Origin of the sequence: Limnobacter sp. MED105 (assembly GCF_000170915.1) — a bacterium.
In the GTDB taxonomy this organism is placed as follows: domain Bacteria; phylum Pseudomonadota; class Gammaproteobacteria; order Burkholderiales; family Burkholderiaceae_B; genus Limnobacter.
Genome location: NZ_ABCT01000001.1, coordinates 38,218 through 62,875 on the forward strand (window position 1 = coordinate 38,218; position 24,658 = coordinate 62,875).

21 protein-coding genes are annotated in these 24,658 nt (G+C 54.4%); 7 read left to right on the forward strand and 14 right to left on the reverse strand.

What is annotated here, in order from left to right; all coding sequences use genetic code 11:
- Positions 1–43: 43 nt before the first annotated feature.
- The 10 genes from LMED105_RS00200 to def all read right to left on the reverse strand — a co-directional run bounded on the left by LMED105_RS00200 (position 44) and on the right by def (position 10,762).
- Positions 44–451, reverse strand: coding sequence for a cobalamin synthesis protein (locus LMED105_RS00200; protein ID WP_008246944.1), 408 nt, complete (start codon positions 449–451; stop codon positions 44–46).
- A complete protein-coding gene (locus tag LMED105_RS00205; RefSeq protein WP_008246945.1) occupies positions 448–1,908 on the reverse strand; it encodes a TrkH family potassium uptake protein in 1,461 nt (486 codons plus the stop codon). Before LMED105_RS00205 ends, LMED105_RS00200 begins: the two co-directional genes overlap by 4 nt.
- Positions 1,909–1,923: 15 nt before the next feature.
- Positions 1,924–3,300: a Trk system potassium transporter TrkA gene (gene trkA / locus LMED105_RS00210; protein WP_008246946.1), complete on the reverse strand. Its 1,377-nt coding sequence runs from the start codon at positions 3,298–3,300 to the stop codon at positions 1,924–1,926.
- A complete protein-coding gene (locus LMED105_RS00215) occupies positions 3,297–4,019 on the reverse strand; it encodes a response regulator (protein WP_008246947.1) in 723 nt (240 codons plus the stop codon). Before LMED105_RS00215 ends, trkA begins: the two co-directional genes overlap by 4 nt.
- 18 nt (positions 4,020–4,037) lie before the next feature.
- Positions 4,038–6,311 (reverse strand): ATP-binding protein, encoded by a 2,274-nt coding sequence (locus LMED105_RS00220; protein ID WP_008246948.1) that lies wholly within the window; start codon positions 6,309–6,311, stop codon positions 4,038–4,040.
- Positions 6,308–6,925 (reverse strand): DUF4390 domain-containing protein, encoded by a 618-nt coding sequence (locus LMED105_RS00225; RefSeq protein WP_040511988.1) that lies wholly within the window; start codon positions 6,923–6,925, stop codon positions 6,308–6,310. Before LMED105_RS00225 ends, LMED105_RS00220 begins: the two co-directional genes overlap by 4 nt.
- 9 nt (positions 6,926–6,934) lie before the next feature.
- The gene (gene rsmB / locus LMED105_RS00230; protein ID WP_008246953.1) at positions 6,935–8,302 is read right to left on the reverse strand and encodes a 16S rRNA (cytosine(967)-C(5))-methyltransferase RsmB; all 1,368 of its coding nucleotides are present in this window, start codon (positions 8,300–8,302) and stop codon (positions 6,935–6,937) included.
- A complete protein-coding gene (htpX, locus tag LMED105_RS00235; RefSeq protein ID WP_008246956.1) occupies positions 8,299–9,156 on the reverse strand; it encodes a zinc metalloprotease HtpX in 858 nt (285 codons plus the stop codon). Before htpX ends, rsmB begins: the two co-directional genes overlap by 4 nt.
- Positions 9,157–9,254: 98 nt before the next feature.
- Positions 9,255–10,226, reverse strand: coding sequence for a methionyl-tRNA formyltransferase (gene fmt / locus LMED105_RS00240; protein ID WP_040512107.1), 972 nt, complete (start codon positions 10,224–10,226; stop codon positions 9,255–9,257).
- Between the two features lie 26 nt (positions 10,227–10,252).
- Entirely contained in the window at positions 10,253–10,762 is a 510-nt protein-coding gene (gene def / locus LMED105_RS00245; protein WP_008246959.1) for a peptide deformylase, read from the reverse strand.
- 95 nt (positions 10,763–10,857) lie between these two features.
- Here def and dprA point away from each other — a divergent pair, with 95 nt between their 5' ends.
- Together dprA and LMED105_RS00255 are read left to right on the forward strand one after the other, a co-directional pair.
- Entirely contained in the window at positions 10,858–11,946 is a 1,089-nt protein-coding gene (gene dprA, locus LMED105_RS00250; protein WP_008246961.1) for a DNA-processing protein DprA, read from the forward strand.
- Between the two features lie 122 nt (positions 11,947–12,068).
- A complete protein-coding gene (locus tag LMED105_RS00255; protein WP_008246963.1) occupies positions 12,069–14,627 on the forward strand; it encodes a DNA topoisomerase III in 2,559 nt (852 codons plus the stop codon).
- Between the two features lie 12 nt (positions 14,628–14,639).
- Here the strand turns inward: LMED105_RS00255 and mnmC are convergent, their stop codons facing one another.
- A complete protein-coding gene (mnmC, locus tag LMED105_RS00260) occupies positions 14,640–15,734 on the reverse strand; it encodes an FAD-dependent 5-carboxymethylaminomethyl-2-thiouridine(34) oxidoreductase MnmC (protein ID WP_008246965.1) in 1,095 nt (364 codons plus the stop codon).
- Between the two features lie 110 nt (positions 15,735–15,844).
- On the opposite strand from mnmC, the gene LMED105_RS00265 reads away from it, so the two are divergent.
- The gene (locus LMED105_RS00265) at positions 15,845–16,276 is read left to right on the forward strand and encodes a YeeE/YedE family protein (protein ID WP_008246969.1); all 432 of its coding nucleotides are present in this window, start codon (positions 15,845–15,847) and stop codon (positions 16,274–16,276) included.
- A 12-nt stretch (positions 16,277–16,288) separates the two neighbouring features.
- Entirely contained in the window at positions 16,289–16,714 is a 426-nt protein-coding gene (locus tag LMED105_RS00270) for a DUF6691 family protein (RefSeq protein ID WP_008246972.1), read from the forward strand.
- On the opposite strand, the gene LMED105_RS15940 is transcribed toward LMED105_RS00270, so the two are convergent.
- The 3 genes from LMED105_RS15940 to LMED105_RS00285 form a co-directional block, all read right to left on the reverse strand.
- Entirely contained in the window at positions 16,697–18,904 is a 2,208-nt protein-coding gene (locus LMED105_RS15940) for a CHASE domain-containing protein (protein WP_198006755.1), read from the reverse strand. The two genes, LMED105_RS00270 and LMED105_RS15940, sit on opposite strands and share 18 nt — an antisense overlap.
- An 88-nt stretch (positions 18,905–18,992) precedes the next feature.
- A complete protein-coding gene (locus LMED105_RS00280; RefSeq protein WP_156799461.1) occupies positions 18,993–19,997 on the reverse strand; it encodes an MBL fold metallo-hydrolase in 1,005 nt (334 codons plus the stop codon).
- Between the two features lie 67 nt (positions 19,998–20,064).
- Complete coding sequence (locus tag LMED105_RS00285; RefSeq protein ID WP_008246976.1) at positions 20,065–20,646, reverse strand: cytochrome P460 family protein; 582 nt, start codon at positions 20,644–20,646, stop codon at positions 20,065–20,067.
- Positions 20,647–20,928: 282 nt separating this feature from the next.
- Between LMED105_RS00285 and LMED105_RS00290 the strand changes: the two genes are divergently transcribed.
- The 3 genes from LMED105_RS00290 to LMED105_RS00300 all read left to right on the forward strand — a co-directional run bounded on the left by LMED105_RS00290 (position 20,929) and on the right by LMED105_RS00300 (position 24,645).
- Positions 20,929–21,480: a hypothetical protein gene (locus LMED105_RS00290; RefSeq protein WP_040511992.1), complete on the forward strand. Its 552-nt coding sequence runs from the start codon at positions 20,929–20,931 to the stop codon at positions 21,478–21,480.
- Positions 21,481–21,490: 10 nt separating this feature from the next.
- Positions 21,491–23,137, forward strand: a complete 1,647-nt coding sequence (locus tag LMED105_RS00295) for a methyl-accepting chemotaxis protein (RefSeq protein WP_040511994.1) — start codon at positions 21,491–21,493, stop codon at positions 23,135–23,137.
- A gap of 116 nt (positions 23,138–23,253) precedes the next feature.
- Positions 23,254–24,645 (forward strand): alkaline phosphatase PhoX, encoded by a 1,392-nt coding sequence (locus tag LMED105_RS00300; protein ID WP_198006756.1) that lies wholly within the window; start codon positions 23,254–23,256, stop codon positions 24,643–24,645.
- Positions 24,646–24,658 lie beyond the last annotated feature (13 nt).

Here is a 24,658-nt window from a genome sequence, read left to right on the forward strand (position 1 = left end):
TCTATCTAGCAATTTCAAGGCCACGCCTTGGGCGTCTAACCCCTTACGCAACTTCCTCCACAAGAGTTATATCGGCAAACCAGTCATTCCATTGAGGCTCTTTCAATAACTTTAACACTTGTTCAGGATGACTTTGGCTTTCCAGTTCGACTAACAATACATTGGGTTGGTTCAATCTTAAGGTACGAGCAAGGTGTGTAGACAGCACCAGTTTGGAGGAACAACACAAACACCCCGGGCTGAGTCGAAGCACATGGATACCGCGTGCTTTGCGCGCAGCATCGGTTTCAAACATGTTTGCTTGCGCCTCGACAGAGGCCACTGAGAAATATTCCGTGCTACCCATCAGGGTGAGCTTTCCGGCACCAGCATGATCGTTCAACAGCTGCTCGATGCGCTGCGCCCGCAATTCGGGGTTGCGGCCAGACACCAGGAAAACCTGCGTTTTCATTTGCGCCAGAAGGCTGGGGTGAACAGCACCAGAATGGTGAACATTTCCAGGCGACCCAGCAGCATGGCAAACGAGTACACCCAGGTCTGGAAATCACCAAGACCGGCAAAATTGGAAGCAGGGCCCAATTCACCCAAGGCAGGGCCCAAACAATTGATCATGGCGATCGTGCCGGTCAGGGCAGCGATCGGCTCCAGGCCGGTGAACATCTGAATCATCGTGATCAGAATAATGCTCATGCCGTACATCAACATGAATGCAAGTACCCCGGAGATCACCTGTGAATTAACCGCGCTGCCGCGAATGCGAACCGGATTCACGGCGCGCGGATGCAAAATTCTGGAAAGCTCGCCCACCGCATGCTGAAACAAAATAACGGCACGCAGCATTTTGATACCACCGCCTGTAGAGCCCGCTGCTGTGGCAAAAATACTCAGGAAAATCATCAACAGCGGCGCAAACAAAGGCCATTGGCCGTAATCGGTGTTTGCAAAACCAGTGGTGGTGGCCACCGACACCACATTGAACAAACTGAATCGGAACGCTTCGCTGAAAGTGGTGTACTGCTGATGGGCCAGCAAATAAACGGTAATGAACAACACCGACGCCAGCATCAGCAACAAGAACCATTTGGCCTCAGGGCAGGTTGAGTAGGGTCGAAAAGACTTCCCGCGCCACGCCAAAAAGTGAATCGAAAAATTGATGCCCGCAATCAACATGAAAGTGACCGCGACCATTTCAACCGCAGCAGAATCAAAATAGGCGTAGCTTGCGTCGTGCGAAGAAAATCCGGACAGCGACATCGTTGTACCCGCGTGCATGAAGGCATCCAGCCAGGTCATGCCCGCCAACTTGTAACTGATGGCGCAAGCCAGTGACAACACAAAGTAAACCAGATACAACGACTTCGCAGTTTCTGTAATACGGGGGGTCAGTTTGCTGTCTTTCATCGGCCCAGGCGTTTCGGCCTTGAACACCTGCGAGCCACCCACACCCAGCAAAGGCAAAATAGCGACCGCCAGCACCAGAATGCCCATGCCGCCCATCCAGGCCAACAAGGATCTCCAGATATTGATGCTGGCGGGCATGGTGTCCAGTCCCGTCAGTACGGTGGCACCCGTGGTGGTAAGCGCCGACACCATTTCAAAGTAAGCATCGGTCAAACTCAGATCGGGGAAAAAAATCATCAACGGAATGGTCGAGAACGCAGGCAGACCAGCCCACACCATGGACACCAACAGAAAGCCATCACGCGGCTGCAGTTCCCGTTTGAACTTGCGGGTCAACAAATGTGAGCCTACGCCCACGGAGAAAGTCAGAAGAAAACCAGTCGCAAATGCGTGGACAGTAGGTTCGTCGGTGATAAAAGCGTAGGCGAGTGGCACCAGAAATGCCACCGAAAACAGAGCAACCGCAAACCCCAGAACCGTGACAACTGGAAAAAATGAATTCCTCATGCTGCACGCGCCACGTTAGATGAACCCCACGCCGACCTGGAACAGTTTCTCGACCTGCGGCACCAGTTTGCGGTTTTCTACGAAAGTAATGATGTGGTCTTCGGCCTCAATCACCGTGTCGTGGTGCGCCATGATCACTTTGTCACCACGCACAATTGCGCCAATCACGGCACCCTTGGGCATGTCGATTTTTTCAATGGCCCGGCCCACCACTTTCGACGATTTCGAATCGCCATGCGCAATGGTTTCAATCGCTTCGGCCACGCCACGGCGCAGGCGGTGCACAGCCACCACATCACCCCGGCGAATGTGTTTGAGCAATTCACTGAGTGTGGCATTTGAAGGCGCCAGTGCAATGTCGATTTGTCCGCCTTGCACCAGTTCGGCGTACACCTTGCGCTGAATCAGCGCGATCACCCGGCGTGCGCCCATGCGTTTGGCCAACAGGGACGACATGATGTTGTTTTCATCGTCATTGGTCAGCGCGATGAAGGTGTCCACATCCTGCACATTTTCTTCGGCCAGCAAATCTTCATCGGTGGCATCGCCATACAACACCAAGGTGCGCGAGCCCAGCTGATTCGCCAGGTCTTCGCAACGCTTGCGATCGGCATCAATCACCTTGACCTGGTAATTTTCTTCAAGACTTTTCGCCAGGCGCAAACCAATGTTGCCACCACCGGCAATCATCACTTTGGTAACTGGTTTCGACATGCGGCGAAGTTCCGACATCACCGTGCGTACATGCTCAGTGGCCGACAGGCAAAACACCTCGTCGCCCGGCTGAATCATGGTGTAACCCTCTACGGCCACAGGCTGGTTTTCGCGAAACAAAGCCACAATTCGTACATCTACTTTGGGCAGGTGCTTTCGAATGTCTTCGATGGGGTGGGAAACCAAGGGCCCACCCGCGTAAGCACGCACGGAAACCAAAGTGACTTTGCCATCGGCGAAATCGAGAACCTGCAGAGCATCGGGAAATTCAATCAGGCGCTCAATGTGGTTGGTCACGCTTTGCTCGGGGCAAATCACGTGGTCCACATTGAAACCCTCGTCACCGTGCAACTGGGCCTGTTCCATCATTTCAGGCGAGCGCACACGGGCAATTCGGCGGGGCACATTGAACATCAGTGCAGCCATTCGGCAGGCCACCAAATTGGTTTCGTCGCTACGGGTTACCGCCACCAACATGTCGGCGTCTTCGGCACCGGCCTGTTTCAGCACGCGCGGCAAAGCACCATTGCCGGCAATGGTGCGCAAATCGTAGCGGTCTTGAAGATCCGCCAGTACTTTGGGGTCCGGGTCGATCAGGGTGATGTCGTTGTGTTCGGACACCAGGCTTTCAGCGAGGCTGGCCCCCACACGCCCGGCGCCGACGATGATGATTTTCATGCGATATTCTTGCGCGCAGTGCGGCCCACTTCCACACCCAGCTGCTTGAGTTTGCGATACAAATGCGTGCGCTCAATGCCAGTGCGTTCGGCCAGGCGCGTCATGCTGCCGTTTTCCAGGCGCAAGTGGTATTCAAAATAAATTCGTTCGAATGAATCACGGGCATCGCGCAGCTGTGCATCCAGATCGAGTGTGGACAATTCCGCCAAGGCTTGGCCCAAGGGGCTGGAATCAGGCGCGGCAGCCACACCACTGTTTGTTGAAATCGAGGAACCACTGCTTGAGTTGGCAACGCCACCCACGCCATTTGATTTGGGCTGAGACTGCATCAAAGCACGTGCTGACTGCACCATTTTGCCGCGGGCAAGGCCCTTTTCTACGGCACCCAACAACTTTTGCAATGAAATGGGTTTTTCCAGAAAATCGAGCGCACCAATGCGTGTGGCTTCAACTGCGGTGTCGATTGTGGCGTGACCACTCATCATGATGACAGGCATGGTCAACAGGCCTTTCACAGACCATTCTTTCAGCAAGGTGACACCATCGGTGTCGGGCATCCAGATGTCGAGCAGCACCAAGTCGGGCTGCTCTTGGTCACGTAGTGCGCGTGCCTGACCTGCATTTTCTGCAAGCAGCACAGCATGCCCTTCGTCGCCGAGAATCTCGGACAAAAGTTCTCGAATTCCAATTTCGTCATCAACAACGAGAATGGTCGCCATGGTTAGAGAGTTCCTTCTTTATGCGGCCTGACTATGTTCGGCATTGTTCAAGGTGTCTTGCAATACGGGGAAAGTGAGTTCCACCGCCGCACCGACAACCCGCCCTTGTGCATCTACCCTGTTTCGAATGGCTATTCGCGCCTTGTGTTCATCTGCAATTTTTCTAACGATTGCCAGACCCAAACCGGTGCCTTTGGTTTTCGTGGTGATGTAAGGCTCGAAGGCCTTGGCCAGCAGGTCGGGATTGAACCCCGGCCCGTTGTCCGCCACCACAAGCTTCACGCCCACCAACTGTTCCTGTTCGCCTTCCGGCGCTTTCAAACCTTCGGTACGCACTTCCACTTTGGGTTGATCGCAATCGACACATGCGTCTAATGCATTTTGCAACAAATTATGAATCACTTGGCGCAACTGAGACGAATCTCCGGCCACCAGCGGTAATTTTTCAGTCAATTTTGGAATGAAGCGGTTTTCCGCCTGTTCCTCGATGCCCACATGCACATCGTACAGTGCCAACACATCGACCACCAAGTCATTCAAATCCAGTGGCTTCAAATCAGCTGGTGGCAAACGCGCATAGTCTCGAAAATCGTTAACCAACCGTTTCAACGATTCCACCTGGTTGACGATGGTACGCGTGGCTCGCTGCAAAATTCCCGATTCGGGTTCTTGCAGCTTGTCAGCCAGCTTCATTTGCAAGCGTTCTGCAGAAAGCTGAATCGGCGTCAGCGGATTTTTAATTTCATGCGCAAGGCGGCGAGCCACCTCGCCCCAGGCTGCCGTGCGCTGTGCAGAAATCAAAGCAGTAATATCGTCGCATACCAGCACGTAACCCGCCTTTTCACCGGGCAAGCGCGAGCCTCGCACCAGAATCGATTTTGAGCTTTGTGAATCAAAGGCACGCGGAATTTCCAGCTGCTTTTGCCAAATACCGCTTTCTTCGCCCTCATTGCCCTGGTTGTCGGCCACGCTGGCGCGCACGGCCATGGCAAAGCCCTCCAGGCCAGGCATGTCATCCAGAGGGTGGCCTTGGTTTTCTGCCAGTGAACGATCAAAAATTCGCAATGCGCCGTCGTTGTACATTTTCAGGCGCAGCTTGTGGTCCAGCACCAGCACACCGGCCGACAAACTGGTCAGCAAACTTTGCAGGAAATCGTTGTTGGCCGCGAGCTGATTTTGGTTGGCCTGCAATCGGCGCTGCGCTTCCGACAGTTGCCGGGTCATGGTGTTGAATGAATCGACCAACTCCCGCAATTCATCATCCGCATTCACAGGCTGCATGGTTTTGAAGTTGCCACTGGCCAGGGCCTTGGTACCCTCGGCAAGCCACAACAAAGGAGAGGACAATCTTGATGAAAGCCAGAATGCCGCTGCAACCGACACAAACACCGTGAGCAACAAGGCCAAGGTCAGCGTGATGCCATAAATTTTTCGCAAGCCCGAGCGCGACAACTGCAATTCCTGATAATCGCGGTACACGCTTTGCACCGCATTGGCCCGCTGCGAAAGTGTTGTGGGCACGGGGTGCATAATTTGTACATAGCGCTGACCCAAATCAAAACTGGTCAAAGGCGGCGCAATGGGCACCACCACACGCATGTACAAGCGCCCATCGGGGTCATCGGGATCGGGTTCGATTTGCTGGAAAGGGCGTGTCATCAGCGCTTGGCGCAACATCACCTGCGTGGGCAGGCTGGGCAACAGGCTGTCTAGCTGACCACCGGAACTGCCCAAAATCTGCCCGGTTTCTGTCAGCAAAGTGAGTTCTTGTACATTGGCCGCATCGCGAAGCCGGGGCAGTTCCAGCAGTTGTTCGCTGGGTGTCGCACGCGAAAGCTCGATGGAAATGGACTGCCCTTTCAAAGCCAGTTCATTGATCAAACTGTCCAGCGCGGTTTGGCCCAGATTCAAACCCGATTCCAGTGCACCATCTACACGCACGTCAAACCAGCTGTCGATACTTTTTGCGAGAAATTGCACCGAGACCAGGTACAGCACAAAGCCGGGGATGAGACCCATCAACGCAAACGACAGCGACATGCGCAACATGAGCCGCGAGCCAAAAACACCCGCACGGTACCGGCGCACCATCCGCACAATCAGCAAAGCCAGAATACTGAACAAGCCTGCAGCAATAATGCCGTTCAAGGTGATCAGCAAAGGGTAATTGCTTTCAAAAAAATCGGTGTTCGAGGAGGCCGAAGCCAAAAGAAACAGCAACACCCCACCCAGGCTGCCCAGAATCAGCAGCGTGTAACGCAGCCACCGGGTATTCTCCAGCCAGGGATTCATTTCCAGGCCTCGCGTTTGGGCGTGAACTCGAAAGTGAGCCACTCAGAGGACAAATCCCATTCGCTGTTGACCAAAGCACTGATTTGGAATGGCTTGGGCAATTCAGTCAACAGCAGGCGAAAACGCACTTGCGCCGTGTAGGGCTGGCCAATTTCAATTCGATCACGTGGAATGACTGCCCAGTCGCGCACCTTGGTCATGTGCTGCATGGCGTCTTCGAGCGTGGGGGTGTTGTAGGTGTTGTTGGGGGTTACTACGCGGTAAGTGCGGGTCAGGGCGTTGTAAGACAAATTAAGCGGGTAAGTGGTACTGACCACTTCTTCGTCTACCCAGTACCAACGCGAGCGCATCAGTTGAAAATCGACCGTGAATTGCAAAGGCAGGCCGCGGTCAACGGCTTCGCGTAATTTGTAGCCCAACTCAATTTCAAATTCTGCGGCCAGGTTCCATGCGGCGGCCGCGGGAGGTTTGCTGGGTTCCAGCTTGACAGCGGTTACACGCGTTGACGAATCAAGCTGGGCCAACCCCAAGGTCAGAACGCACATCAGCACGAGGCCCAACAGGCCATGCAAAGCACGTGTCCATGACGAGGGATGGGCCTGGCTAAATTTCAAGGCACATCCTCAAGAGGTTAGGGATTTTTCAAACTTGGCGTAAAAGAACCCGTCGGGAGATGCATCAAAGCCTTGATCGGGGTTAGCCGGTGCAACTGGTAACACCCAACCAGGCGCATTTTGCGCCAGGGCATCGGAATGATTGTCGAGAAATGCTTTTGCCAACAGGGGCCCCTCTTCAGGAAAGATGGAACAGGTCACCAGCAAAAGTGTACCGCCCGGCTTTAGGGTAGACCACAGGGCATTCAGTATTTTGTGTTGAATCTGCGACAACTTGGCAATATCGTCCGGTCTGCGCAACCACGGAATATCGGGATGGCGGCGAACCACGCCAGAACCCGTGCAAGGCACGTCGGCCAAAATACCATCGAAAGGCACACCGTCCCACCAAGTATCGAGCAGCTCGGCTTGCGCCACTTTCAGGCGCAAATCCCATTGCCCATTCAGGGTGGGGGCAATGCGGCGAATGTTGTCTTCGACACGGCCCAAGCGCTGCGGGCTGGAATCAAGGGCCACCAGTTCAATGTCGGCCAACTCGAGCAAGTGCCCGGTTTTTCCACCCGGTGCAGCACAGGCGTCCAGAATACGCTGACCATTTTGTGGATTCAGCAACTGCGAGGCCAACTGGGCTGCGCTGTCTTGTACCGACACCTGGCCCAAATCAAAACCGGGCAAAGCAGATACTGGCACCGGCTTGGCCAGCAACACCGCCTGCTCACCAATCACACTGGCTTGCATGCCTGCTGCATTCAGTTGCTCGGCATAAGCCGACGCTGAACTACTGCGCGTGTTAACGCGCACCACCAAAGGCGGGTGACTTTGCGCCTGCGCCAACATTGTTTCCCAGTGTTGCGGATGGCTGGCTTTCAGTTTTTCAATCCACCAAGCAGGCAAGTTGTGCTGCGCCAGCGGATCTTCCATGGCCTTGTTTCGCCAAGTGTTTGAGTCGCGCAAAAAATTGCGCAAGCAGGCATTGGCCAAGCCCTTGGCACGTGCAAACTGCTCGCTGCCGGTGCAGGCGTACACCATCTGGTCTACCACGGTGTGCGCGGGATACTTGGGGTTTTTATCGTCCCAAAGCAAACCAAAACCCAGTGCCATCAATTCATTCAGGGGCTCGGGGTTCAGCAACGTTTTGCCGCTGATCAAGCGGGTTAGCACTTGCCCACGGCCCAGGTTGCGCATGCCGAAGTAAGCCAGGTCTTGAATGGCACCCAAGGCTTGCGGGGTTTTGACACCCTTGGTTTCAGCGGCCAGGGCTTGGTCCAGTGAGCGACCCTCTCGCAAAACCCGGGTCATGACTGCCGCAGCCTTGAGCAGGGCAAATGCCAAACTGGCTTCGGTCAGTTTGGGCGGCGTGCTGTGAACCGGCTTCAACGTGGACCGCCAGTGCGGGCCATTTCCATGAGGCGGGCAATTCGTTCTTCAGTGGGGGGGTGAGTCGAAAACAGGCCGGCTATGCCTTGGCCTGACAGCGGATTCATGATCATCATTTGAGCGGTTTCCGGGTGCGCTTCAGTGGTACGGAACGGAATGCCCTTGGCATACCGTTGAATTTTATCCAGCGCGCTGGCCAAAGCTGCCGGGTCGCCACAAATTTCTGCGCCGCCACGGTCTGCCTCGTATTCACGAGCGCGGGAAATTGACATTTGGATTAACGATGCCGCCAAAGGCGCCAGAATGGCCAAGGCAATGCTGGCAATCGGGTTCATCGGCTGGCCGTTTTCATCACGGCCCCCAAAAAACAGGGCAAAGTTGGCCAGGGCCGAGATTGCACCGGCCATAGTGGCCGAGATGGTTGAAATCAGAATGTCGCGGTGCTTCACGTGGGCCAACTCATGCGCCATGACACCCCGCAGTTCGCGCGCAGAAAGCACCTGTAAAATTCCGGTGGTTGCGGCCACCGCAGCATTGTCGGGGTTACGCCCGGTTGCAAAGGCATTGGGGGCGCTGTCGTTGATCAGGTACACGCGCGGCATGGGCATGTCCGCACGCTGCGCGAGCTCAGCCACCATGTTATAAAACTCGGGGGCATTGCTGGCATCTACCTCTTTGGCCTTGTACATGCGCAAAACCATTTTGTCGGAAAACCAGTACGCACCAAAATTCATGACCAGTGCAAAGCCCAAGGCCAGCAACATGCCACCACGGCCACCCAACATGCCGCCCAGCACCACGAACAGGGCGGTGATGGCCGCCATCAGCATGAAGGTTTTCATCCAGTTAAACATGATCTTGTTCATCCCGGCCGATTCGCGGCCTGTTGATTCGACAACTTGAAAATAAGGCTTTTTCGTGCAATTTCAAGATTAACGCGTGCCAACCTAGCCTAGTTGGAGGCCGATTCGCCCAATTGGTTTCCGGCCTGCAAGCCCAATGCCTGTGCCACTTGCTGGGCGGGTTGGCGCTTACTGCCGGCTTTTTGAAGGGTTCGAATGCGCAACACCCCCTGTCCGCATTGCACTTCAATTCCTGAGCTATCCACCGACAACACCTCGCCCGGTTGACCCATCAAGCCGGCCAAGACAACAGTTTCAGGGTCAAAGCACTTCAAGGGCTCACTGCCCCACACTGTGTTTGCACCAGGAAAAGGATCGAAGGCACGCAGTGTACGCTGAAGTTCAACTGCACTGCGATGCCAGTTGATCACGCCTTCCGCTTTTGTGATTTTCTCGGCATAGGTCACCCCTACTTCAGGTTGTGGAACCAAGGGCAGTGTTCCTGACGCAAGCGAATCCAGCGCCTCGACCAACAAATCACCGCCCAGGTCGGCCAATTTGTCGTGCAGGGTGGTGGTGGTGTCGGTGTGTTCTATCGGCAATGAACGCCACAGGCGCACAGGGCCCGTGTCGAGCCCGGCTTCCATTTGCATGATGCACACGCCGGTTTCAGCATCGCCCGCCTCGATACAACGCTGAATGGGCGCAGCGCCACGCCAGCGCGGCAGCAAGCTGCCATGTATGTTCAGGCAACCCAAGCGCGGGGCATCCAGCACGGTTTGCGGCAAAATAAGCCCGTAAGCCGCCACGATTAACACGTCCAGTGTTTGACCATGCGCTGCTGTTTTCAAAGCATTCAGCGCGTGCTCGGCCTCCTCGCCTTTTTTCAAGCTGGCGGGTTGTAATACAGGCAAGCCGTGTTCAAGTGCCAGTTGTTTCACTGGGGAAGCCTGCAACTTCATGCCTCGGCCGGCAGGGCGGTCGGGTTGCGTTAGCACCAGGTGCACAGGGTAACCGGCAGCAATCAGCTTCGCCAGCGCAACCCGAGCAAACTCGGGCGTGCCGGCGAAACCCACATTCAGGGTTCGATTCATGGGGGATTGGGCGATCAAGCGGTTTGAAGCTTGTCTTGCTTCTTCATCTTGGTTTTGATGCGGGTTTGCTTCAACTGCGAGAGGTATTCAACAAAGACCTTGCCATTGAGGTGGTCAATTTCATGCTGAATACACACAGCCAGCAATTCATCGCAATCAATTTCAAACCACTCACCCTTCACGTTTTGGGCGCGCACCTTCACCGTGTCAGGGCGCTCAACCTTCTCGTAAATACCGGGCACCGACAAACAACCTTCCTCGTACACCTTGCATTCTTTGCTGGCGTCGATGATCTCGGGATTGATGAATACGGTGAGGCCCGATTTGTCATCGGTGACATCGATCACGATGATTCGTTTGTGCACGTTCACCTGCGTGGCAGCGAGGCCAACGCCTGGCGCGTCGTACATGGTTTCTGCCATGTCCTGAGTGAGCTTGACAAGCGCGTCATCAAACTGGGTGACAGGGGTGGCAACCGTTTTCAAGCGCGGATCCGGATAACGCAAAATTGGGAGTAAAGCCATGCTTTCAAAAAACCTTCACAGTCAACACTAAAAGGATATACCTTCTGTGGCAAAAATAGTTCGCAAATTCCATCACTTGTCGATTGGCCCCTTGCATGAGTGAGCTGCTCAACGCCATGAACCTGGCGTACAACACCACGATCAAGGCACGAGCCCGCTACGAACTGGCGCAAAAAGGCCCTGGCTGCAGTTTACCCGCCCCATGCGAAGCTGTTCGACTTTGGCATGCACTGGCCAGCACTTGGTTGTTGCAAAGCAACAAAAGGTTCTGGGTGAGCATTCTTGGTCCCGGCTATCCGCAAAGCCTGCTTGCATTGAAAGACCCACCCCTGATTCTGTTCGGCGAAGGCCGTCAGGATTTGCTGAAAACCCGGGGTATCGCGATTGTAGGCAGCAGAAATGCCACACGCACCGGATTGAGCAACGCACAAGGTTTTGGCAAGGCTTTTGCACAAGCCCAATGGGTTGTTGTCAGTGGCCTGGCAGAGGGTATCGACGGTGCGGCACACGCCGGGGCACTTCAAGCCTTGGGGGCCACCATTGCCGTGCTGGGTTGCGGACCCGACGAAATTTACCCACCGCATCATGCTGGTCTTAAAGCGCAAATTGTGGGGCAGGGCGGGTTGGTGTTGTCGGAGTATCCACCGGGTACCGCGCCGCAAGCTGGTTTTTTTCCACGTCGAAACCGCATTATTGCAGGCCTGGCCGATGCGCTGCTGGTGGTTGAGGCGGCCATGCGATCAGGTTCTCTAATTACTGCCCGGGTTGCCAGTGAACTGGGGCGCCCGGTAGGGGCCATTCCCGGCTCTATCCACAGCAGCCAGAGCAAAGGCTGTCACGACATGATCAAAAAAGGAGCCTTGCTGGTAGAAACAGCCCAAGAATTGATGGAAGAGGCCAAGGCCAGCTTGCCGGCGTACAAACTTGCCAGCGTGTTGCAAGAAGATGACAGCGATTGCCACACTGAAATGACCTGCACCATAGACACTGACGCTGAACCCGACGAAGAGCTGGGCCGGGTATTGCAATACCTGGGGCACGACCCTGTGCACACGGACACACTGGCCCGACAATTGGGTTTGGGCACGGAAGACACCTTGGCTGCGCTGACCGAACTGGAGCTGCTGGGGCTGGTACTCAGTGAAAGCGGTAACCGCTGGGTGCGTTCAAATGGTGTATTTTAAAAAAAGGCTGTTGGAACAACAGAATTGAAGATTCTAGAGAAAGCCTTGATTTGTTGAAGGACTGACACTTACACTTCGGCGCACAAGGCCTTGAAATTACATACACCGACGAGTTGGACTAATTGAGTAGCGAAAACCCCAAAAAACTGATCATCGCGGAAAAACCCTCCGTGGCCGCCGACATTGCGCGCTCCATCGGTGGTTTCACCAAACACGACGATTACTTTGAAAGCGACGAGTACGTGCTGTCGTCGGCCGTTGGCCATTTGGTGGAAATCAAGGCGCCCGACGAGTTTGAAGTGAAGCGCGGCAAATGGAGTTTTGCCAACCTGCCCGTGCTGCCAACCCACTTTGACCTGAACCCGATTGCGAAAACCGAGTCGCGCCTGAAGGTGCTGAACAAACTGATCAAGCGCAAAGATGTGGTTGGCCTGATCAACGCTTGTGATGCGGGCCGCGAGGGTGAACTGATTTTCCGCCTGATTGCGCAATACGCAAAAAGCAGCAAACCGGTTGAACGCCTTTGGCTTCAATCAATGACACCCGCAGCCATCCGCCAGGCCTTTGAAAACCTGCGCAGCGACGCCGACATGATGCCACTGGCCGATGCTGCCCGCTGCCGCTCGGAAGCTGACTGGCTGGTGGGTATCAACGGCACACGCGCCATGACTGCTTTTAATAGCAAGGAAGGCGGCTTTTACCTGACCACGGTGGGTCGGGTTCAAACCCCCACCCTGGCCATTGTTGTAGAGCGTGAAGAAAAAATCCGCAAGTTTGTGCCACGCACTTACTTCGAGATTCGCGCCAGTTTTGGCGCACAGGCCGGTGCTTACGAAGGCAAGTGGTTTGACCGCGACTTTAAAAAAGCAGAAGACCCTGAGCAGCGCGCAGACCGCCTGTGGGACGAAGCCAAAGCCAAAGCCATTGTGGCTGCCTGTGATGGCAAGCCCGGCACGGTGGAAGAAGAAAGCAAACCCACCACCCAAATTGCACCCCAGTTGTTCGACTTGACCAGCCTGCAACGCGAGGCCAACAGCCGTTTCGGTTTTTCAGCCAAAAACACCTTGGGCCTGGCCCAGGCGCTGTATGAAAAACACAAGGTGCTGACTTACCCACGTACTGATTCAAAAGCATTGCCCGAAGATTACATGGGCACCGTCAATCAAACCCTGAAAAGCTTTGTGGGTTTGGATCACGGCCACATTGCTGGCGCTTACGGCCAGTTTTGTGAACAGATTCTGAAAAACAACTGGGTTAAACCCAACAAACGGGTGTTCGACAACAGCAAGATTTCGGATCACTTTGCGATTATTCCAACCCTGCAAGTGCCCAAAAACTTGAGCGAACCCGAGGCCAAGTTGTATGACCTGGTAGTCAAGCGTTTCCTGGCCGTGTTTTTCCCGCCTGCGGAATTCAATGTCACCACGCGCATTACCACCGTCGAGGGTCATCCATTTAAAACCGAGGGCAAGGTGCTGGTGAAGCCGGGCTGGCTGGCCATTTACGGCCGTGCTGCAGCTGCCGCTGGCGATGACAGCCTGGTGGCAGTTGACGCAGGAGAAAAGGTCAGCACCGACGAAATCGATGTACACACGCTGAGTACCAAACCACCTGCACGCTACAGTGAAGCCACGTTGCTCTCCGCCATGGAAGGCGCAGGCAAGCTGGTGGAAGAAGAAGAACTGCGCGATGCCATGGGCACAAAGGGCTTGGGCACGCCAGCCACACGCGCGGCAACCATTGAAGGTTTGATCAATGAAAAGTATCTGGTGCGTGAAGAACGCGCTTTGGTGCCAACCGCCAAGGCATTCCAGCTGCTGACCCTGCTGCGAGGCCTGGACGTTGAAGAATTGACCATGCCTGAGTTGACTGGCGAGTGGGAGTACAAACTTTCCCTGATGGAGAAGGGCGAACTCTCTCGCGAACAGTTCATGCAGGAAATCGCCAAGATTACGCAAAACATTGTTGATCGCGCGAAAAACTACACGGAAGAAACCATTCCCGGCGACTACGCCACCTTGATTACGCCTTGCCCGAACTGTGGCAGCGTGGTGAAAGAAAATTACCGCCGCTTTGCCTGCACGAAGTGCGAGTTCTCGATTTCGAAAGTACCGGGCGGCCGCCAGTTCGAAGTGGCCGAGGTGGAAAAGCTGTTGCAAGACCGAGAATTGCCGATGCTCGATGGTTTCCGCAGCAAAATGGGGCGTCCATTTGCCGCTGTATTGAAGTTGAATGACGAACACAAGCTGGAGTTTGACTTTGGTCAAGCCAAAGACGATGACAACGGCGAGCCAGTCGACTTCTCGGGTGAAACCCGCTTGGGTCCTTGCCCCAAGTGCGCATCCAATGTGTATGAGCAGGCCACCAGCTATGTGTGCGAAAAATCGGTGGGGCCGAGCAAAAGCTGTGACTTCCGTTCAGGCAAAGTGATTTTGCAGCAACCGATTGACCGCGAACAAATGGAAAAGCTGTTGCTCGACGGTAAAACCGATTTGCTGACTCGCTTTGTGTCCTCGAAAACCCGCCGTGCATTCAAGGCGTTTTTGGTCAAGAAACCCGATGGTGCAATCGGCTTTGAATTCGAAGCGAAAGCCGAGAAAAAGCCTGGTGCAAGCAAAGGCAAAACTGCTGCCAAGCCAGCAGCAAAAGCCAAAGCCAAGGCCACCAAAGAAGCATCTTGAGCCGCTATGGAATTACGCCTTCGCAGCGCGGGGCGTAATTTTTCCCAACAGTTTCGATTCGATTGGCCTGCCCATGCAGTGACCAGCCACAATTGCCCCACCCAAAGCAGCCCACAACAAACCACGAGACCCAAAGCCTGTGCTCATGAACACGCCCGGCATGTGCGGTACGGGCCCAATGGCAGGCAGGCGATCGTGCCACACCGATCGCACTGCGCAGCGGTGATCAAGCAAATCTCCAAGTGGTAACTCAGGAAATGCCGCCTTGAACCGGGCGATATTCAACTCATCGGCCTCGGCGGTGGGGTTCAAGTGCAACACTGGCCGCTCGTAAGTTGCCCCCAGCACCAACCAGTCTTCGGCCGCAGGGGCAATGGCGTAACTTTCACCCGACAACACCACACCGGGTTTCACTGTGCACCTCAGTTTGCTGATTTGCCCTTTGACGGTGTTTGCGCGGGCCCCATGGATCGGTGCCAATTCAAGTGCATGTTCAGCCGCGCACACCACCACTGCCGAATGTTGTTGCCGCAAGGGGTTTATATCGGCAATGGCGCAGTTGTAATGGGGGTGAAGCAACTCTCCACAGGCCTGCAAATTGGCCTGTACCCAACGGGCGGGTTTCACCCAGCCACCTTGCGGGAAAAACAGACCGCTCAAGGGAGTGGGCAAGAACGCATTGGGCTGCGCCCAACGCACCAGTGTTTGCGGAAAATTCAATAACGCCAGTGTCTCGCGCGCGCGGTCTGCCTCTTCAGGCGGCACAGTTTGCAAATGGCCAGGGGTGTCCCAATCCACACCTTTTTCAAGCAAACCCTGCGCAGTCAAATCCGCGAGCGCCCGCAAGGTGTGCTCAAAACCCAAACGTGTCAATTGCGACAAAGGCGAATCGCCACGGGTAATGTGGGGGTGAAACGCGCCCACCCAGTTACCGGAAGCACCCGCCGCGGGGCCGCTGGCTGAATCATAGAGGTGCACCGGCACACCCAGCTTACAAAGCGCCAGTGCCACGCTGCTGCCCGCAATACCCGCACCGATCACTGCAACTGTAGGTGAGAGTGAAGTTTGGATGGGTGCGGCCTGGGACGCTTTATCCGAAGAAGACATGGGTTGTGTGGGCAACAAGACAGACGCCGCATTGTAACTCACACCCGGTCTGGTGATTATTTTTTGCGCATGCTAATATGAGCGAGTAATCATATTCAATTGGATGCACCATGTTCACTGTCAATTGGGAAGCTTTTACGCCCTACCCGGCTTTGTTCGGCGGGCTGTTGATTGGTCTGTCTGCGGTCATGCTGATTCTGTTGACTGGCCGTGTGGCAGGTATCAGCGGCATCGTGGGGGGGTTGTTAAAACCACAGCATGGTGAAACATTGTGGCGACTGACTTTTGTGCTGGGCATGGCCGCAGCACCCTGGCTGTACCAGGCCATGGTGGGAAGTTTTGAATTTGAAAGCCCGCGTGGCACTGTCGCCCTGATTGTTGCAGGGTTGTTGGTGGGGTATGGCACACGGCTTGGATCGGGCTGTACCAGCGGACACGGCGTATGCGGGCTTTCACGGCTGTCACTGCGCTCGCTGGTAGCAACTGGCGTTTTCATGGTCACCGGTTTCGTGGTGGCCTCTCTGCTTATGCATGCAATTTAAGGGGCGCACATCGTGAAAAACAGCAACACGGGTTTTGCCGTGGTCAGCGGTATTGCAGGCCTGGTTTTTGGCTGGGGCTTGATCATCTCGGGCATGGCCAATCCAGCCAAGGTGATCGGTTTTCTGGACCTTTCCATGCCCTGGGACCCCTCACTCATGTTTGTGATGGGCGGCGCAATTGCCTTGGGCTTGCCAGGATTTTTATTGGCCAAGCGGCTGAAGAACAGCCTGATGGGCATGCCCATGAATTTGCCCACCCACACCCAAATCGACAAAAAACTACTCTTGGGCGCGGTGCTGTTTGGTGCAGGTTGGGGTATTGGCGGTTTTTGCCCTGGCCCGGCAGTAGTGGCCGCAGCAAGCCTGGCCACCGATGGACTTATTTTTATTGCTGCAATGCTGGTGGGCATGTTTGCGTTTTCAGTGCGCACCCAATAACTGCCGAGCCAGTACTTGCCGCAGCTTTGGCACATCCACAGGTTTGCTTAAAAACTCGTTCATACCTGCATCCATGCAGGCCTTTTCATCTTCCTGAAGCGCACCTGCAGTCAAAGCCACAATGGGCAAACGACTGACAGGACCAGGCAGTTGGCGAATAGCAATGGCGGCATCAATACCGTTCATCACAGGCATGTGAATATCCATCAACACCAGGTCAATCGATGAATCTGCACGCACCGCCTCAACGGCCATTTGGCCGTTGTCGACCAACAACACATCTGCTTGCATTTTTGAGAGCAAAGCCTTGATCACGTGTTGATTCAACTTGTTGTCTTCAACCACCAGTATCTTCTTGCCCAGAAGCGACAAGGTCCCTGGGGGTAAAACAGCCGCAGTCGAGTCAACTTGGGCAAATACGGTTTTAACCTGCAAAGTGAAGCCAAACACGCTGCCGGCCTGCGGCACAGAGGCCACAAACAGTTCGCCGCCCATTAACTCGGTCAATCGCTTGCAAATCGCCAAACCCAAGCCACTTCCACCAAAGCGACGGGTCGCCGTGTTGTCGGCCTGCTCAAAGGGACGGGTTAAACGTTCAAACTCACTGACATCGAAGCCGATGCCCTGGTCGTGCACCTCGGTTCGAATCACAGCGCCCTGAGTGTCCAGCCGATCTGCCTGTACTTTCACGCGCACCACGCCGCTGTCCGAAAACTTGATCGCATTGTTCAATAAATTCGACAACACTTGGCCATAACGCGCCGGGTCGCCATTGACCAGCAGGGGGGTCATGGCATCAATTTCAAGTTCAAGATCCAAGCCTTTGTGCTGCGCCTTTGCAGTAAACAGGCGTAAGGTTCTGCGCACTCGTTCATGCAAATCAAATTCAACGCTCTCGATCTTGATTGAGCCTGCCTCAATCTGCGAGAAGCTCAGCACGTCTTCAACCATACCGAGCAGTTGTTCCGAAGCCTCTCTGACCTGTTTCACATATTCTTTGGACTGAGGGTCTCTAACCTGATCGCCCAGTAGCGAGTTGAAACCCAGAATCGCATTCAGCGGCGTTCGAATTTCATGGCTCATATTGGCCAGAAACTGGCTTTTTTCCTTGCTGGCACTCTCACGTTTTCGCTGTTGTACAAACGCGTAAATTGTCAGAAAGAGCAGTACGTTGATCACGCCACCAGCCAACAAAATCAGATTGGGCAAGGCATTGTGAACATTCTGGTCAAAGTCCGGGGTACTTTCAAACCGGGCGGTCCAGGTTCGTCCCGACAACTCGATGGGGACGATCACAGCATGGGTGTGATCAAATGGTTGAGCTTGCGGCGGCGTATTTTCAACACTCAAGCCAGAGTCATAAATCAAAGATTCCGGCACCTGGTTTTCAGTGTCATATAACTGAAAGTTCAAGGGTATCTTTTCATTGCCCAACACGTTCCGCATTAAATCAGAAGCAATGAAGGGGCTGTACACAAAGCCTCGAATGGCCTGCCGGCGTGAATTAACGGAACTTAGATCCACACCTTTGGTGTACACAGGCAAATAAATCAGAAAGCCTTGCGCCGGGTGGCTTTCGTCTCCCTGCTTTAGCTGCACCAAACCCGATACAGTGGGCTGTCCGGTGTCCATGGCACGGCGCATCGCTTCGCGCCGCGTGGGCTCGGAAAACATGTCATACCCAAACGCACGCTGGTTACGTTCGTCAAAAGGTTCTATCAAGGTGATCGGGAAATACACCTCGCGCTCACCAGCGGGCGTCACCGAGTAGTCGGGGAATCCCTCAGCGCGAACACGGTTTTCATAGTGCTGTAACGCTTCTGGCTCTACACGTTCTGCGAAAGCAAAACCCTGCACCCCGGGCAACTCGCGCTGCAGGTCAAGCGAGGCGACGTAAACGCGCCAATGTTCCCGATTCACAGTAGTGTGAGCGTCAAAAAAAGCCACGCCGCCGCGCAACATTTGTTCGTATTGGTGTATCCGGCTCTGAATGCGCTCTTGGGCGTCGCGAACCTCAAATGAAAATCTGTCGTTGGCCCGTTTTTCAATGGCCTGGCTGGACAATACCCAACCAAGGGCGGTGATGACGATAGAAAGCACCAACACCAACCATGCTGTGACCTCGTTGTGAAACAGATCCGCAAAGTTTTTCTTGTTGACTTCCGTGTGCAGACTACTGGGGTTTGGCATAAATTGCTTACAGTTCAGCGAATGGCGCTGGAAATACATGCCACGCTGCATGCGGTTTTAGTATGCACGTAAACGCCCAAAACTGTGATCAAAAATTGACCATTTGCCACGCATCCAACACATGAAGGGTTACCCGATCGCGTTCTGAAAACATGTTTAACAATTCAAGGGACCTTGGAAGGTCATCCAGCAACTTGGGCATGGGTTTTAAGGCAACCGGGTCACCCTCTTTAATGAGGGGCTGTGTGAAGTCATCCCAGTGAATCAGGTACACATGCTTTGCTTGTGTACGCACGACCATTTCCTGCCAGTAGTTCTCAATGTAGGCGTCGCTTAACTTACCCAAACCACCCATGCCCAAAAACACATGCTTCACAGAAACACCTTTGTTTTGACCTTCGACATAACCGGCACTGGGCTGAATCAGGGCGAATGGCCCAGACCCCAAGCTGGGATGGGACACCACAAAGGAATAGCTGATTCCTTCCTTAAACTGCAAGGCATGGGCAGGAAGATAAACGGGTTTGCTGTTGAACCCACCCGTGAAACCTGTAGGCGCATGGGCAGACTGAATTAACTGAATGTCGAACTCGCCCAGTTTCACGCGGCCGCCACCCGGCACCACTTCCATTTGCGTGTTGGGCAAGTCTTGCCCTTTGGCAATTTGCAGGGTCGATTCTGAACCCACCACCCGCGCGCCGTATTGTTTGGCCAGAAACGGTGCATCCATGGAATGGTCGTAATGCGAATGCGCCACCAGGATGCCACTCAGCACACTGGGCATGTTCAGGCGCTTGAACATTTCCGTGGCCACCGCACCCACCTGAGTTTCATTCACTTTCAAACGGGTGAAAGCAACCTCGGACAAAGGTTGACGCGAGAAAAACCCGTCCACCAGCCAGGTGCTTTGTCCATCGGTCCATGCCATGGACGATGTTCCCAAAAACAGGGTTCGAACACCGGTGGCAGGGTTTTGTTTCAATGGGTCTGGAAATTGAACCGCGGGGTATGAGTTCACCAAGAAAACCAGTGCACCAAGCCCCAACAGGACAAATGCGAACAAGGCAAACAAAGTGAAACGCACAATGCGCATGGCATACCCCAACAAAAAAGCCACCCGGCCTTGGGTGGCTTTTTATTGTATTGAAAAACCCAGAGGTTTACTTGCTTACCAAGGCGGCCAAGTGGGCTTCTTCAACAGACATTGCTACTTTGCCTGCATGACCGTCCAGAATCTGGGCGCTCTTGCGCGTGTCAAAGTACTTGTCGTAATGGAAAATGTAGTCTTTGTCGGCCAATGGCAGGTGGCAACCACGGCAGGTGGCGTAATCCACTTTGGCTGGTTGGCCATTTGCCTCAAACGCGGCATACACCCAATCGCCAGTCTTCATGCCCTCTGGTGCAGTACTGCCCCAGTTGTTACCCTTGTACATGACGAACACTTTTTCCAGACCAGTCTTGGTCATTTTGTCGCCGGTTTTGCTGGCTTTGTAAATTTCCATCACGCTAACAGTGCCATTGGCAAAGGCTTCGCCTTTCTTGGCTGCGGCACCGGTGGGGTTGATGTAAATGTCACGAATGTGACCGGTGGGCTTTTCGATTCCGGCCAGGAATACAGGCCATGATTTGTAATCGGTGGGCTGGGCCAGTTCACCGTCTTTCGGGGCCGGGCCAAACATACCACCAGCAGCACAACCTGCCAATACAACAGCTGCGGAAGCAGCAAGCATCAATTTCTTCATTTTTTCCCCTTTTTTATTTGCGCAACAGTCGTTACCAGTCTAAACATAGCGCCAACCCTTGTTCTACGCAACTGTTGTGTCTAGCCATGAATAGATGCAAGGGTTTACCCTTATTACCCCCCTCCATTTTGACCAACGAATTTTAGTAAGGCCTATTCCCACTGCTTATTAACAAATTGCATTGAGAATCAAATCCTTAACCTAGATACATCCCCCTTGTGGTGGAAAAAATTTAACAATCAACCGATTGAGACCCATGCTCAATCCAATGGAGCACAGCACATGAACCGATTCCAGTCTTTCGCAAAGGCCAGCTTGGCCACTTTCATTCTGACCACAGGCAGCGCCGTGTTTGCAGGCACCGCCAATGATGTATTGCCTGAAATCAAAGCGATTGCCGCCAAACCTGAGGTGATTGCCGCTGTGAAGGCCCAAAACGGAAAAGGGCTGACGCTGGACGCCATCAAGACAATGGACGGCAAATGGATTGCCGCATCGGGCGGTTTGCCAGAGGGCAAAGCCATGATGGAAAGCCCGGTATCAAAAGTGCTGCTGGCGGCTGAAAAAGCCAAGCCCTATTTCACTGAGACCATTTTGACCGACAACCAGGGTGCCAACGTGGCCATCAGCGCCATGACTTCAGACTACTGGCAAGGCGATGAGCCCAAGTTCGTGAAGGCGTGGGCCGACGGCAAAGGCGATGACTACATTGCCCGTGCAAAGAAGGATGAAAGCTCTGGCGCAGTGGTTTCGCAAGTGTCCGTACCTGTAATGGATGGCGGCAAAGCGATTGGTACGTTAACTATCGGCGTGAATGTTCAAGCCCTTCCATGAGCAAGTAACTATGTCTTCCACCTTTATGAACAAAATCATCAATACCAGCCTGAATGTTCGGCTGGGTATTGTCATGGGCATACCCATAGCGGCCTTGCTCGCATTGAGTGTGTTTGCTGTTTATCAAATTCATGCATTGAACCAGTTCAATCAGGAAAACACGGAAAAGCAGGTTTCTCTGTTGACCCAGGTGTCTAACCTGGGCAGTAAATCCGCGCTGCTGGCGCGCGAAGCCCGCAACGTGATTCTTGCCGATGAGCAAGAGCGGTTTGATTTGGCCAAATCACGCATGTTGGCGCTGGATGCTGAAATCGATTTGCTGGGCCAAAGCATGCTGGCCAGCGCGCCCGCGGGCGAAACACGTGGGCTGATCGAAACCATCAACACCGACAACTCAGCTTTGCACAAGGTATACCAGAAGGTCATAGAACAATCCGAGTTAGGCGAAGTACAGGCAGCAACCCTGGTCTTACTGGGCGAAGGCGATCCGCTGGAGCAGCAAATTGACAACGCCATGAATGCGTTGAACTCGAGTGTGAAAAGCACCATGGAAGCCGCGGTAGCCCAAGGCGATTCTGTGTTCCAGAACGCGCTGGTGACCATTGGCATTGTGTGTGTGGCCATTGTGCTGTTGTGCGGCATTACAGTGGGTATGGTGGCGGCCTCGCTGCGCAAGCAAATTGGTGGTGAACCCGCCAAGGCGCTGAATGTGGTGGTGACCATGGCGCAAGGCAATTTGACTCAATCCGTTCCGAAATGCGAAAGCGGCTCGCTGATGGACGGCATGCAGCAACTGCAGGTGCGTTTGCGGGAAATCATCAACCAAGTATCACAAGCCTGCGGTACTTTTAAAACCGCCTCCAGTGAATTGGTGAATGTGGCATCGGGTTTGTCGGGTTCTGCAGAAAAACAGGCCGACAGCTCCAATGCCACAGCGGTCAGCGTAGAGCAGATGAGCGCCAGCGCCAAGTCCATTTCGGACTACGCGCACAAAACCGAAGTGCAGGCCAAGTTATCGGCCGATACGGCGAAAAGTGGCATGGCCTTGATGCAAACCCTGCAAGGCAAAATGAACGATATGGCGGGTCAAATGCAAACCACCACCCAGGAAATTGCGGGGCTTGTGGAACGTTCTGACCGAATCAACGGCATTGTGTCCGTCATTCAGGGCATTGCCCAGCAGACCAACCTTCTCGCCTTGAATGCCGCAATCGAAGCGGCCCGCGCTGGTGAGCAAGGCCGTGGCTTTGCAGTGGTGGCCGATGAAGTGCGCACCCTTGCGCAAAATACTGCTACTGCCACGGATGAAATTCGCACCTTGATCGGTGAAATTTGCACCTACTCCGAGCGCTCCAATAAATCGGTGGAGCAGGTGGGCGAGCACATGAGCGAGAACATGCAATATGCCGACAAGCTCATGGGTGGTCTACAGGAAATTGTTCAACACTTCGAGCAGTCCGTTGAATATGCGCTGGCTGTGGCCAACTCGACCAAGGAACAGGAAGCTGCAAGCATGGACATTTCCGAGCGGGTCAGCGATATTTCTGCCTTGTCCGAACAATTGAAAATGGCGAGCATGCAGCTTGAGGGCCAGTCCCGTCAGGTGGAAAGCATGTCAGAGGACCTGCAGCGGGCGGTGTCTTACTTCAAAACCTGAAGTGCTGCACCTCAGTGTGACAACTTGGTGAATCGTCACACTGAAGACCGCTTCGGAAACCAAAATTCAGTTTGGCGGGTATTACAGGTTGATGTTGTTCAATCTGGATGCCCGCCATGTCGTTTTCACCCGCTTTGCTCCCCAGCGTTCGCCGACGCAATCTGCTTAAAACATTCCTTTACGGTGCCAGTGCCAGCGCGCTGCCGTGGATGGCGGGCTGCGGCAGTTCAGACAACCCTTTGGGCTCAACCGGGGGGCGCGTGGGCGCCTCTGAAACAAACAGGTTTGGTGGAACGGCACTGAGCAACAACCAGTTTCGCTTCCGTAATATCGGCCCACTGGGCGAACCCGATGCCAACGGCGTGCGCACCGCGGCTGGCTTTTCAACTCGCGTAGTCGCCATCAATAGTCTGCCGCCCGCACCGGGCGCGACCCCCTGGCATATCTTCAATGATGGCGGCGGCGTGGTGCCGCGCGAAGATGGCGGCTGGATTTACTGCTCCAACAGTGAAGTACCCGGCGTTGGCACCCTTGGTTTTCAGGTTCCTCAATTGGCTCCCCTCACCAATCCGCTAGAGGCACTGGTGCCCGGCCTGGGTGGTGCAAGCGCGTTGGTGTTTGGCCCGGACGGTACGATTGAAGACAGCTACCGCATATTACGCAACACTACATTTAACTGCGCAGGCGTAATAACACCCTGGAAAACCTGGCTCAGCTGTGAGGAAATTCCGACGGGCCTGGTGTGGGAATGCGATCCATTCGGTATCCAAGCTGCGCGCCCACTCCCAGCATTGGGCATGTTCAGCCATGAAGCCGTGGCCATCGACAGCGAACGCCGCGTGTTTTACATGACCGAAGACATGCCCGATGGCCGGTTCTACCGCTGGGTACCTACCGCAGGTGATTGGCCAGCGGGTGCGGAACGCGCCAACATGAATCAGGGTTTGCTACAGGTGTTAAAAGTGGAAGGGGATGTAGCCGACGCGTTGAACGGCCCCGTGCGCTACAGCTGGGTGAATGCAGCCAACCCCAACGCACCCCAAATGGACAACCGATTGCCTGAAACTGCTGCGTTTGACGGTGGTGAAGGTGTTTGGTACCAAAACGACCGCGTATTTTTCGCCACGAAAGGCGATGATCGGCTTTGGATGTTGAATACCACTGCCCAAACCATCGAAGTGGTCTACGACATGGCCACCGCCACAGCCCCCAACAATATTTTGTCCGGCGTGGACAATATCACCATGACGCCATTTGGCGAAGTACTGGTGGCCGAAGACGGCGGTGACATGCAAGTAGTTGTGGTGTACCCCGACGGCGTGCTGGTACCCCTGTTGCAAATTGTGGGGCAAGACCAATCCGAAATCGCAGGCATTGCCTTCAGCCCTGATGGCAAGCGCATGTACTTCACCAGCGACCGGGGAGGCCCCAACCTGCAAGGCGGTTATGGCCTTGGTTTGGGCATGCTCTACGAACTGATGATTCCCGACACCCTGCCCAACGCATAACAAACACACTCAA